Here is an 11,918-nt window from a genome sequence, read left to right on the forward strand (position 1 = left end):
CGTAGCGGCTCCTCACATCGGGACCCTGGCCACGGCCAGCAGGTACGTCCCGTAGAAGAACGACAGCCCGGCCAGCGCGCCCGTCGTCACGGCGATGGTGCGGGGCCGGGCTTTCGCCATGGCCAGGGCGGCCGGCAGCAGCAGCGGGAAGGCCGGCAGCAGGAAGCGCGGCTTGGAGGCGAAGTAGCTGGAGCCGCCGACCGCGATGACGGTCAGCACCAGCACGTACACCAGCAGTGCCGCCGGGGGCCGGTCCAGGGTCAGGTACACCAGCGCGACCAGGGCCACGGCGAGGATCGCCACGGCCATGTAGTACGCCATGTAGTCGCGCGCGACGATCAGGTGCCGGATGAACCGGAAGGCGTCCCTTCCGAAGTCGAAGCGCGAGCCCCACAACCGCTGCACCTCGAAGTAGCCCAGCGGCCCGCCGCCGGAGTGGAAGCCGGCCCAGACGACGTAGCCCGCCCAGCCCACCGGTGCGATCGCGGCGCCCGTCCACACCCGCCAGTCCCGGCGCGAGCGGTCGTCCCGCCACAGCGTGAGCGCGGCGGCGCAGCAGACGGCGGCGGCGACGGCGATGGCGTTGGGGCGGGAGAGCCCCGCCAGCAGGGCCAGCACCCCGGACCACAGCCGCCGGCCCGTGATCGCCGCGTACAGGGCCCATGCCGCCAGCGCGGTCATCAGGGACTCTGTGTACGCCATGGTCTGCACGATGGCGTGCGGCAACAGCCCCCACAGCAGCACCAGCAGCGTCCCCACGCGTCGCCCGTGCAGCCGCTCGCCGACCGCGTAGACGCCCCAGGCGGCCGCCCCGGCCGAGGCCCAGGCGACGAGCAGCCCGGCGGTGACGACGGTGAACGGGAGCACCGTCGCCACCGCCCGCACCAGGCCCGGGTAGAGCGGGAAGAAGGCCAGGTCGTTGAAGATGACCCCGCGCGTGGTGGGCGACGGCAGGATCGTGCCGTAGCCGTCGCGGGCGATGCCCGCGTACCAGATGCCGTCCCACAGGTGCCCCAGCAGCGTGCGCGGGTGCTTGCCGATGGACCAGGCCCACGCGGCCATCACCGTCATGCCGCTCAGCCGGGCGGCGGCGTACAGCCCGAGCGCCGGAAGGGCCCGCCGCAGCGCTTCGCGCACGCGGTCCGTGCGACCGGCCCGGCGGCGGGCCCGGTCGGTGCGGTGCGGCTCCGCGGCCCGGACGGGTGCGGCGTCGTGTTGAACGGCTGGGCCGGCGGACACGGGGGCACCTCCGGTGCTGGTGCGGACGGTTGGAGGCACACCGGCGGCATCCGGGCGCATACCGACCATGCGGCCGATGCCCCGCGCGCGCGAGACGGAGCGCCCGTCAGCGGTGTGCCTTCCACCCGCTCGGCCGCACGGCGGAGTGTCGGCGGGGCGAGCGGGCCCGCCATGTGCTGTGCCGCCGTCCCGGCCCCGCCTATCGTGACCTTGATCGCCTGAACTGATGTGGCACCGAGGGGAAAGCGGGACGCGAATGGCTATGGACGCTGTGGATGTCACGGGCCCGGGCTGGAGCCCGGCGGCACGCGTGCGGGGGATGGGCGCGTCGGTCTTCACCGAGATGACCGAGCTGGCGCGGCGCACGGGAGCGGTCAACCTGGGCCAGGGCGTGCCCGAACTGGACAGCCCCGCCCCGCTGCTGCGGGACGTCGCCGACGCCGTGCTCGCGGGCGCCAACCAGTACCCGCCCGCGTACGGCTTCGCCGCGCTGCGCGAGGCCGTCGCGGCGCACCAGCGCCGCCGCTACGGGCTGGAGTACGAGCCGCAGGGCGAGGTGCTCGTCACCACGGGCGCGACGGAGGCCCTGGCGGCGGTGCTGCTGGGCCTGTGCGACCCCGGTGACGAGGTCATCGCCTTCGACCCCTGCTACGACGCCTACCCGGCGGGCGTGCGCTTCGCGGGCGCGAAGCTGGTGCCCGTGCCGCTGGCCGAGGGCGAGGGGGAGGGCGCCGGCTTCGTCCTGGACGTGGACGCGCTGCGCGCGGCCGTGACCGGCCGCACCCGCGTCCTGCTGCTCAACACCCCGCACAATCCCACCGGCAAGGTGTTCGACGCCGAGGAGCTGGCCGCCATCGCCGAGCTGTGCCGGGAGCACGACCTGACGGTGGTGACGGACGAGGTGTACGAGCACCTGGTCTACGGCGACGCCGTGCACCGGACGATCGCCGCCCTCCCGGGGATGCGGGAGCGGACGCTGACGATCTCCTCGGCCGGCAAGACCTTCAACGTCACCGGCTGGAAGATCGGCTGGGTGTGCGGGCCGGCGCATCTGGTGCGGGCGGCGGCATCCGTGAAGCAGTTCCTCACCTATGCCACGGGAACGCCGTACCAGGAGGCGCTCGCGCGGGCGCTGGGGGGCGTGGAGGGGTGGGCGACGGAGCTCCGTGGAATTCTGCGCCGTAATCGCGACCTGCTGAGCGACGGGCTCGCGCGTGCGGGTCTGCGCCCCTATCGCGCGGACGCGGGCTATTTCGTCCAGGCGGACATCCGCGCGTGGGGGCATGAGGACGGCGTGCGATTCTGCCGTGAACTGCCGCTGCGCGCCGGGGTGGTGGCCATTCCCACGTCCGCCTTCCAACTGCGCCCCGACGCCCCTTCCCATCTGGTGCGTTTCTCCTTCTGCAGGCGGGAGAAGTCGGTGGTGGAGGCCGTGGAGAAGCTGATTGCCGCCGCTTGATCAAAGGATGTGCGGGCGGCTCATGCCCGCCCGCATATGCGTCCGGCGGATCTCGACTTCCGCCGGACGCCGGTCTGTTGAACATTTGAACTGCATGGCGCTCGCGTGGATGGAAAGTTGCAGATGATGGGTAAAACTGCTGTGGACGCCGCTCATTCGTGATTCCCTCTCATTCAGAGCCACGTTGAGAGACAACTCCTGGGAATCCCCGCAACCCGGAATCGCATCGCCGGAACGGAACCGAGGAGCTCAAATGTGGGCATGAGCCGGCGCACCCGAAGGAATCTGGTCCTCCGCGGGGCGGGCCGGCCCACCCTCCACTGCTCGTTCGCGGAGCCGACCCATGCTCACCACCCTCAAGACCACCTACACCGATACCCGCGCCGCCGATCTCGCCTGGTGTCTGGGGAAGGAGCCCCTTCCCGCCCTGGCGGTCCTCGATCTCCAGCTCGACGAGTCGGCGGTGCAGCTGCGCCTGCTGGGCGCCTCCCACCAGGTCATACTCGAAGAGGAGGGCGGGGTTTGTTCGGAGACCGTCGCCTGCATACCCGGCAGCAGCACCCCGCTGCCCCTCGGCGTCGCCAAGCGCGTCGGCGCCTGGGAGTACGAATTCGCGGCACGCGTCGAGACCCTCTCGCGCAGCTCGTTCGCGGGGCGCGCGCAGGAACTGCTCGCGCTGGTCGCGGAGCACCCCCAGGGCCTGGCCGGCACCTTTCCCGGCGACCCCCACGCCTTCACCGCGCTGCTCGCCCAGCGCCGCGAGGGCCAGATAAGTTGGCGCACCTGGCACGCGTATCCCCAGGAGGGACGGCTGGTCGCCACCCGGACCCGCGTGGGAGTGCGGACGACCGCACCCCTGTGAAGTCACCCAACAGCGTGAGCATTAAACCCGTGTGGGTGACAGGGGGGTACCCGCTCGTGACGTAGCGTTCCCGCATGGTCCACCGCCCGGTACCAGCGCGGCTGCCCGTACCGGCCGGGCTCGGCCGCCTCCTCGTCCTGACCACGGTCTTCGTCTGCGCCGCCTGCGGGCTGGTGTACGAGCTCGAACTGGTCGCGCTCGCCTCCTATCTGATCGGCGACTCCGTCACCCAGGCCTCCGTCGTCCTGTCGGTGATGGTCTTCGCCATGGGCGTGGGCTCGCTGCTCGCCAAGCGGCTGCGCGCACGCGCGGCCCTCGGCTTCGCGGCCGTCGAGGCGGTGCTGGCGCTCACCGGCGGCCTCTCGGCCATGGCGCTGTACGCCTGTTTCGCCTGGTACGGCCAGGCCCGGCCGGCCCTGGTGGGGTTCTCGCTCGTGATCGGGGTGCTGATCGGCGCCGAAGTGCCGCTGCTGATGACCCTCATCCAGCGCATCCGCCGCCAGGACGCCGGCTGTGCGGTCGCCGACCTGTTCGCCGCCGACTACGTGGGCGCCCTCGTCGGTGGGCTCGCCTTCCCCTTCCTGCTGCTGCCCGTCCTCGGACAGCTGACGGGCGCCCTGCTGACCGGCGCGGTCAACGCCGTCGCCGGCGGGGCGCTGGTGCTGTGGCTCTTCCGCGGCGACCTGTCCCTGCGGGCGCGCTGGACGCTGCTGACGGCCAACGGCCTGGTGCTGGTGGTGCTGGCCGTCTGCTCGGTGCTCACCGGACCCTTCGAACAGGCCGCGCGGCACGCCGTGTACGGGGCGGACGTGCGGGTCGCCGTGCACAGCCAGGTCCAGGAGGTCGTGCTGACCGGCGGGGGCGGCAGCGGCCGGCCGCTCTCCCTCTTCCTCGACGGCCGGCTGCGCGTCAGCGGCGACGAACCGCGCTACCACGAGGCCCTCGTCCGCCCTGCCATGGCCGGCGGCCCGCACGCCCGCGTCCTCGTCCTCGGCGGCGGCGACGGCCTCGCGGTGCGGGAGGTGCTGCGCCACGACGGCGTCGGCTCCGTCACCGTCGTCGAGCTCGACCCCGCCGTGGTGCGGCTGGCCCGCACCGACCCGGAGCTGGCCGCCCTCAACCACCGCGCCTACCGCGACCGGCGCGTACGGGTCGTGGCGGGCGACGCGTTCGACTGGCTGCGCGAGGCGCGCGGCGGGGCCGGCGGCCCGTACGACGTGGTGATCTCCGATCTGCCCGACCCCGGCCTCACCCCCAGCACCAAGCTGTACTCCCAGGAGTTCTACGGCCTGGTGGCCCGCGTGCTGGCCCCCGGCGGGCGCATGGCCGTCCACGGCGGCGACCCCGACGCCCGCCCGCACACCTTCTGGACCGTGGACGCCACGGTCCGCTCCGTGGGGCTGCGCACCGCGCCCTACGGCGTCCGGGCGCTGCCCGCGCCGCACGCCGACCGGCAGGGCTGGGGCTTCCTGCTCGCCTCCCGCACGCCCGTGCGGCCGGCAGGGCCCGACGCGGGGCCGCCCGTGCGGGAGCTGCACGGCCGGCCGGGGCTGCTGCCGTCGACCCTGATGCACCCGCGCTACGCGGCGGGGTGAGGGCGCAGGGCCGTGCGGAAGGCGCCGGGGGCCAGGCCCGTGCGCTGCCGGAAGAACTTGGAGAAGTTGGCGGCGTCGTCGAAGCCGAGCCGGTCGGCGATCCTGGCCGCGGGCAGGTCGCTGTGCGCCAGCAGCCGCTTGGCCTCCAGCGTCACCCGCCGGTCGATGAACTCCTTCGCGCCGACCCCGGCCGCCGTCGTCGTGGCCCGCGAGAGGGTGCGGGGCGCGTAGCCGAGCGCCGCGGCGTAGTCGGCGACCCGGTGGTGGGTGGCGAAGCCGCGCTCGACGGCGGCGCGGAAGCGCACGAACGTCTCGCCGGGTACGGGGGCGCCGCTCGCGACGGCGCTGCCGTGGGCCAGGCGCAGCACCAGGACGGACAGCAGGTGGCGCAGGACGTCCGTGTGGATGCCGGCGGGCAGGTGGGCTCCGGTGCGGAAGTCGGTGGCCAGATGGCGCACGGCGCAGAAGACGGCCTCCCGGTCGCCGCCGGCCGGCCGCCACAGCACCGGGCGGAACGGGTCGTCGGCCGCCTCCGAGACCGCGGTGCCGGGCGGCAGGAAGCCGGGCTGGACGAGGACGACGGTGCCCTCGAGCGCGCTGACGTCGCCGAACTGCTGGACCTGGCCGGGCCGGACCCACAGCACCGAACCCGCGTCGAGCGGGTGGGCGGTGAAGTCCACGGTGTGGGTGGCGGAGCCGGAGTCGACGGCGACGATCTGGTGGAAGGCCGGCCGCTGCGGCCTGGTCAGCAGGCCGTCGGGGGCGCGCTCGCGCAGGGCGGCCAGCGTCAGGACCTCCAGGCCGGCCGGGGTGCCGGGCGGGGCGTCGTAGGCGAGATCGACGATCCCGCGGCCTGCTCGGCCGCCGCCGTCGCCGTCCGGGTCATCATGTCGTTTTTTCACCATGGAGAGACGCGAGCCTACCTGGCCGGTGCCAGGGGGCGGTCATAGCGTGGTCGCTCGGTACTACAGCGGTTCGACACGCAACAGGAGACCCCCATGGCGAAGATCGCCCTCTTCGGCGCCACCGGCACGATCGGCAGCCGCATCCTGCGCGAGGCGCTGGACCGCGGCCACCAGGTCACGGCCGCCCTCCGCGAACAGTCCAAGATCACGGAGCGCCACCCGGGCCTCATGGTCGTCAGCGGTGACGTGCTCGACGCCGCCTCGGTCGCCGCCGTGGCCAAGGGCCATGACGTCCTGGTCAGCGCGGTCGGCGGCGGCGACGGCCCCGGCCATGTCGCCACCATCGCGCCCGCCGCGAAGTCCCTGGTCATGGGGCTGCACCGGCTCGGGGACGCCGCCCCCAGGCTCATCGCCGTCGGCGGCGCCGGCTCGCTGCGCACCCCGGACGGCAAGCAGGTCTGGGACGCGGAGGGGATCCCGGACTTCCTGCTGCAGATCATGCACGCGCACGGGGACGCGCTGGAGTACTACCGGACCGTCTCCGACGTCCGCTGGACCAACATCAGCCCCGCCGCCCTGATCGAGCCCGGCGAGCGGACGGGTACGTACCGCACCGCGCTGGACGAGCTCGTCGCGGACGCGCAGGGCAGGAGCCGGATCTCCGCCGAGGACTACGCGGTGGCGGTCGTCGACGAGATCGAGGCGCCGAAGCACATCGGTGAGCGGTTCACGGTCGGTTACTGACCGTCTTACGACGGAAAGTTCGATCGGATTCGACCGGGGCGGGCCTGCTGCGGGAGCCGGTGGGTAGGCTCGCTAGCTATGGAGCATGAGGTGTTCGTTCCGTTTCCCGTCGGTGCGGTGCGGCGGGTTCTCTCCGACCCCGCACGCGTCGCCCGGTGTGTCCCCGGCCTGCAGCAGGACGCCTCGTCCGGCGCGGCGCTGACGGGGCGGCTGCGGGTGCGCATCGGCGGTTCCACGATCACCTACCGCGGGGCCCTGCGGCTGACCGAGCGGGACGGTTCGTACGAGCTGTCCGGCGAGGGCACGGAGGCGCGGGGGACCGGCACGGTGACGCTCGCGCTGAGCGCCCTGCCGGAGGAGATGCCGGGCGGCACGCGGCTGAGCTGCCTGGGCACGGTCAGCGGCGCCGGGCGGCTCGCGGAGTTCGACGCGAAGACCGCGGAGTCCGCCGCGCGACGGCTGCTCGACCGCTTCGGCGCGGCACTGGCGGAAGAGCTCCGCGAGGACGAGGCCGCCGTCCCGCTCGCGGAACCGGCCGCGCCCGTCGCGGCGCACGCCGCCGACGCCGCGGACGAGGCCGACGACGACTCCGAGGCCTTCGAGGACGACGCCCTCGACGACGAACCCCCGGCCGAGGCCGCGCACGCCCGCCGCACGATGATCGGCCGCAGCGCGGAAGAGGTCGACCACGCCCCGCCCAGGGGGCGCTACGCCCCCGTCCCCGCCCCGGAGACCACCTCCGGCACGGCCGTCCTGCGCTGGGCCGCCCCCGCGGCGGCGATCGCCCTGGCGGGCGCGGTGGTGGTGACGAGGGCGCTGCGCCGCAAGCGCTGACGCCACGTCAAGCGGCCCCGGCCGCAGCCCCGTCCCCGTAGGGTCGGACCGTGAGCGAAAACGTAACGCTGGGCGCCGGTAGCGCCGAGGTGACCGTGGAACCCGCCAACGGCTGCCGCCTCGGCAGCCTGAAGATCGGTGGGACCGAACTCCTGCGTCAGGGCGAGCGCTACGGCGCCTTCCCCATGGTCCCCTGGTGCGGCCGCACCGAGCTCGGCCGCTTCCGCAACGGCGGCGAGATCCACCAACTGCCCATCAACTCCGCACCGCACGCCATCCACGGCACCGGCCGCGACACGGCCTGGCGCACCGCCCGGGTGGAGGAGCGCAGTGCCGCGTTCACCTACGACCTGGCCGACCCCTGGCCGTACAGCGGCCGCGTCACCCAGTTGGTCGAACTGAACGACGACTCCCTCACGCTCACCATGGGCGTCGAGACCTACGGCGACTCCTTCCCGGCGCAGGCCGGCTGGCACCCCTGGTTCCTGCGCAACCTCGGCACCGGCAAGGACGTGGAGATCGACTTCCGGGCCGACTGGCAGGAGGAGCGGGGCGAGAACCACCTCCCGACCGGCCGGCGCATCGACCCCCGGCCCGGCCCCTGGGACGACTGCTTCGGCATGCCCGACGGCGTCGACGTCACCCTCACCTGGCCCGGGGCGCTGGAGCTGAAGGTCACCAGCCGCGCCGAGTGGGTCGTCGTCTACGACGAGCAGACCGAGGCCGTCTGCGTCGAGCCGCAGTCCGGCCCCCCGAACGGGCTCAACACCCATCCCCGCCTGGTCACGCCGATCGATCCGCTGGAGATCTCCACGACGTGGACCTGGCGGTCCCTGGCCTAAGCTCATGGCCATGAGCGATGTGCGTGACGCCCTGCTGCAGCAGATCAAGGACAAGGCCGTGGTGCACGGCAAGGTGACCCTCTCCTCCGGCAAGGAGGCCGACTACTACATCGACCTGCGCCGGATCACCCTGGACGCCGAGGCGGCGCCGCTGGTCGGCCAGGTCATGCTGGACGCCACGGCGGACCTGGACTTCGACGCCGTGGGCGGGCTCACCCTGGGCGCCGACCCGGTGGCCACCTCGATGCTGCACGCGGCCGCCGCGCGCGGCCGCAAGCTGGACGCCTTCGTCGTCCGCAAGGCGCAGAAGGCGCACGGCATGCAGCGTCGCATCGAGGGCCCGGACATCAAGGGCCGCCGCGTGCTCGTGGTCGAGGACACCTCGACCACCGGCGGCTCCCCGCTGACCGCCGTCGAGGCGGCCCGTGAGGCGGGCGCGGAGGTCGTCGCCGTGGCGACCATCGTCGATCGTGGTGCGGAATCCGCCATCGAGGGTGCCGGCCTGCGCTACGTGACCGGCTACTCCCTCGGGGACCTTGATCTGTCCTGACCTGCCGCTTCTTCAACAGTGCCGCCACAGGGCGCGTGGTTTCACGTGAAACCACGCGCCCTGCGCATATGAGCGTGGTGGGCCTCATGTGGAGTAATTCGGGGAGTCTGGGAAGATGGGTCCGACGATGACCGTCGCCCCCTAGGTCAGGGCCCGTATTTCGCCCGTACCCGCACATCACAAGGAGCGGACAGATGCCCATCGCAACCCCCGAGGTCTACAACGAGATGCTCGACCGGGCGAAGGCAGGCAAGTTCGCCTACCCGGCCATCAACGTCACCTCGACGCAGACTCTCCACGCCGCGCTGCGCGGATTCGCCGAGGCGGAGAGCGACGGCATCATCCAGATCTCCACCGGTGGTGCGGAGTTCCTGGGCGGCCAGTACAGCAAGGACATGGTCTCGGGCGCCGTCGCGCTCGCCGAGTTCGCGCACGTCGTCGCCAAGAAGTACCCGGTGAACATCGCGCTGCACACCGACCACTGCCCCAAGGACAAGCTCGACGGCTACGTCCGTCCGCTCCTCGCGATCTCCCAGGAGCGCGTGGCCGCCGGTCTGAACCCGCTCTTCCAGTCCCACATGTGGGACGGCTCCGCCGAGAAGCTCGACGAGAACCTTGCGATCGCGAAGGAGCTCCTCGCCGAGGCCGTGAAGGCGAAGATCATCCTCGAGGTCGAGATCACCCCGACCGGTGGCGAGGAGGACGGCGTCTCCCACGAGATCAACGACGACCTCTACACCACCGTCGCGGACGTCGAGCGCACCGCCGAGGCGCTGGGCCTGGGCGAGAAGGGCCGCTACCTGCTGGCCGCCTCCTTCGGCAACGTCCACGGCGTCTACAAGCCGGGCAACGTCGTCCTCAAGCCGGAGCTGCTGCGCGAGCTGCAGGACGGCATCGCCGCCAAGCACGGCAAGGCCGACCCGTTCGACTTCGTCTTCCACGGCGGCTCCGGCTCCACGGAGCAGGAGATCCGCACCGCGCTGGAGAACGGCGTCGTGAAGATGAACCTCGACACCGACACCCAGTACGCCTTCACCCGCCCGGTGGCGGCCCACATGTTCAGCAACTACGACGGCGTCCTGAAGGTCGACGGCGAGGTCGGCGACAAGAAGACCTACGACCCGCGCACCTGGGGCAAGCTGGCCGAGGCGAGCATGGCCGAGCGCGTCACCAAGGCCTGCGCCGACCTGCGCTCCACCGGCACCAAGCTGAAGTAAGCGGTCCCACGGACCCGTACGCGAGGGGCCCGGCCCTCCGCTCACCGAGCGGCGGACCGGGCCCTTTCGCGTGGCCGGGCGCGCCCGTGCGGGAGATGATCCCGGCATGAGCGACTCCGCACCGGAACCCGGTCGCGGGCCCCGCCCCGAGCCGCCCCCGGCGCACGCCACGGCGGCACCGGCCGGGGCTCCCGCCGACGCCGCGCCCGCGGTGCGCATGGGCACCGCCACGGGACGCGCGGTGCTGCTGACGGCCGTGCTCGGCTCCGGCATGGCCATGCTGGACAGCACCGTCGTCAACGTCGCCCTGCCGCACATCGGCCGGGACCTCGACGCCGACCTCGCCGCCCTGCAGTGGACCGTCAACGCCTACATGCTCACCCTGGCCGGGCTGATCCTCCTCGGCGGCTCCCTGGGGGACCGCTACGGACGGCGGCGGGTGTTCGTCGTCGGCGTGGTGTGGTTCGCGCTCGCGTCGCTGCTGTGCGGCATCGCGCCCAACGCCGGGGTGCTCATCGCGGCCCGCGCGCTGCAGGGCGTCGGCGGCGCCCTGCTCACCCCCGGCTCGCTCGCCCTCATCCAGGCCGTCTTCCACCCCGACGACCGGGCCGCCGCGGTCGGCGCCTGGTCCGGGCTGGGCGGTGTGGCCTCGGCGGTCGGCCCGTTCGTGGGCGGCTACCTGGTGGACGGGCCCGGCTGGCGCTGGGTGTTCCTGATCAACCTGCCGCTCGCGGCCGTCTGCGTGCTCGTCGCCCAGCGCCACGTACCCGAGACCCGGGACCCCGCCGCGCACGGCCGCTTCGACGTGCTCGGCGCCGCACTGGCCGCGCTCGCGCTCGGCGGCGTGACCTACGCACTGATCGCCGCGCCCGACCAGGGCGCCTCGCCCTGGGTGATCGGCCCGGCGGTCGCCGGCGTGCTGCTGGGCGTTGCGTTCGTGTACGTCGAGGGGCGACGGGACGACCCGATGCTGCCGCTGGAGATCTTCGCCGTCCGGCAGTTCTCGGCCATCAACCTCGTCACGGTCTTCGTCTACGCGGCCTTCAGCGGCTTCTTCTTCCTCTCGGTGCTCCAGCTGCAGGTCGTCGTCGGCTGGTCCGCCCTCGCCGCGGGCACGGCCCTGCTGCCCACGACCGTGCTGATGCTGCTGCTGTCCGCCCGCTCCGGGCGGGTCGCCCAGCGCATCGGCCCCCGCATCCCCCTGACGCTCGGCCCGGTGCTGTGCGCCGTGGGGCTGTTGCTGATGACCCGCGTCGGCGCGGGCGCGGTGTACTGGCGCGACGTCCTGCCCCCGCTCGTCGTCCTCGGCCTGGGCATGGTGGTGCTGGTCGCGCCGCTGACGTCGACGGTCCTGGCGTCCGTCGACGTCTCCCGGGCGGGCCTGGCCAGCGGCATCAACAACGCCGCCGCCCGCGCCGCCGGCCTGATCGCGGTGGCCGCGCTGCCGCTCGCCGCGGGCATGGAATCCGACGTCTACCGCGACCCGGCGGCCTTCTCCGCCACCTTCGACAAGGCCATGCTGATGTGCGCGGGCGCGCTGCTGGTGGGCGCGGTACTGGCCTGGGCCACGGTCCGCGCCCCGCAGCGGCGGGTGTGCCACCCGGAGTGCGAGTACCACTGCGGAGTCTCCTCGCCGCCGCTCGATCCCGGCAACGCATAGGCCCTCACCGG

General features: G+C 73.1%; 12 protein-coding genes. 9 read left to right on the forward strand and 3 right to left on the reverse strand.

Annotated features, from left to right (window positions below; all coding sequences use genetic code 11):
• Positions 1-12 precede the first annotated feature (12 nt).
• Complete coding sequence (locus tag AB0G59_RS19710; RefSeq protein WP_360913218.1) at positions 13-1,239, reverse strand: hypothetical protein; 1,227 nt, start codon at positions 1,237-1,239, stop codon at positions 13-15.
• A gap of 262 nt (positions 1,240-1,501) precedes the next feature.
• Here AB0G59_RS19710 and AB0G59_RS19715 point away from each other — a divergent pair, with 262 nt between their 5' ends.
• The gene (locus tag AB0G59_RS19715) at positions 1,502-2,698 is read left to right on the forward strand and encodes an aminotransferase class I/II-fold pyridoxal phosphate-dependent enzyme (RefSeq protein WP_360913220.1); all 1,197 of its coding nucleotides are present in this window, start codon (positions 1,502-1,504) and stop codon (positions 2,696-2,698) included.
• Here the strand turns inward: AB0G59_RS19715 and AB0G59_RS19720 are convergent, their stop codons facing one another.
• Positions 2,699-2,854, reverse strand: a complete 156-nt coding sequence (locus AB0G59_RS19720; RefSeq protein WP_177337817.1) for a hypothetical protein — start codon at positions 2,852-2,854, stop codon at positions 2,699-2,701.
• Positions 2,855-3,041: 187 nt separating this feature from the next.
• On the opposite strand from AB0G59_RS19720, the gene AB0G59_RS19725 reads away from it, so the two are divergent.
• On the forward strand, positions 3,042-3,560 hold the full coding sequence (locus AB0G59_RS19725; RefSeq protein WP_071963002.1) for a DUF2617 family protein: 519 nt from the start codon (positions 3,042-3,044) through the stop codon (positions 3,558-3,560).
• A 74-nt stretch (positions 3,561-3,634) separates the two neighbouring features.
• Positions 3,635-5,155 carry a polyamine aminopropyltransferase gene (locus AB0G59_RS19730; RefSeq protein ID WP_360913223.1) on the forward strand — a complete coding sequence of 507 codons (1,521 nt, stop codon included), beginning with the start codon at positions 3,635-3,637 and terminating at the stop codon, positions 5,153-5,155.
• Here the strand turns inward: AB0G59_RS19730 and AB0G59_RS19735 are convergent.
• Complete coding sequence (locus AB0G59_RS19735) at positions 5,140-6,060, reverse strand: AraC family transcriptional regulator (protein WP_360913225.1); 921 nt, start codon at positions 6,058-6,060, stop codon at positions 5,140-5,142. The two genes, AB0G59_RS19730 and AB0G59_RS19735, sit on opposite strands and share 16 nt — an antisense overlap.
• Before the next feature lie 93 nt (positions 6,061-6,153).
• On the opposite strand from AB0G59_RS19735, the gene AB0G59_RS19740 reads away from it, so the two are divergent.
• From AB0G59_RS19740 to AB0G59_RS19765, 6 genes are all read left to right on the forward strand, one after another.
• Positions 6,154-6,804, forward strand: coding sequence for an NAD(P)H-binding protein (locus AB0G59_RS19740; RefSeq protein ID WP_360913227.1), 651 nt, complete (start codon positions 6,154-6,156; stop codon positions 6,802-6,804).
• A 78-nt stretch (positions 6,805-6,882) separates the two neighbouring features.
• On the forward strand, positions 6,883-7,638 hold the full coding sequence (locus tag AB0G59_RS19745) for an SRPBCC domain-containing protein (RefSeq protein ID WP_360913229.1): 756 nt from the start codon (positions 6,883-6,885) through the stop codon (positions 7,636-7,638).
• Positions 7,639-7,688: 50 nt separating this feature from the next.
• On the forward strand, positions 7,689-8,480 hold the full coding sequence (locus AB0G59_RS19750; protein ID WP_360913230.1) for an aldose 1-epimerase: 792 nt from the start codon (positions 7,689-7,691) through the stop codon (positions 8,478-8,480).
• 4 nt (positions 8,481-8,484) lie between these two features.
• Positions 8,485-9,030: an orotate phosphoribosyltransferase gene (pyrE, locus tag AB0G59_RS19755; RefSeq protein ID WP_360913232.1), complete on the forward strand. Its 546-nt coding sequence runs from the start codon at positions 8,485-8,487 to the stop codon at positions 9,028-9,030.
• Positions 9,031-9,224: 194 nt separating this feature from the next.
• Complete coding sequence (fbaA, locus tag AB0G59_RS19760) at positions 9,225-10,247, forward strand: class II fructose-bisphosphate aldolase (RefSeq protein ID WP_360913234.1); 1,023 nt, start codon at positions 9,225-9,227, stop codon at positions 10,245-10,247.
• 217 nt (positions 10,248-10,464) lie between these two features.
• Entirely contained in the window at positions 10,465-11,907 is a 1,443-nt protein-coding gene (locus AB0G59_RS19765) for an MFS transporter (RefSeq protein WP_360913338.1), read from the forward strand.
• Positions 11,908-11,918: the final 11 nt, after the last annotated feature.

This window comes from Streptomyces sp. NPDC021096, from assembly GCF_040641275.1.
Lineage (GTDB): Bacteria > Actinomycetota > Actinomycetes > Streptomycetales > Streptomycetaceae > Streptomyces.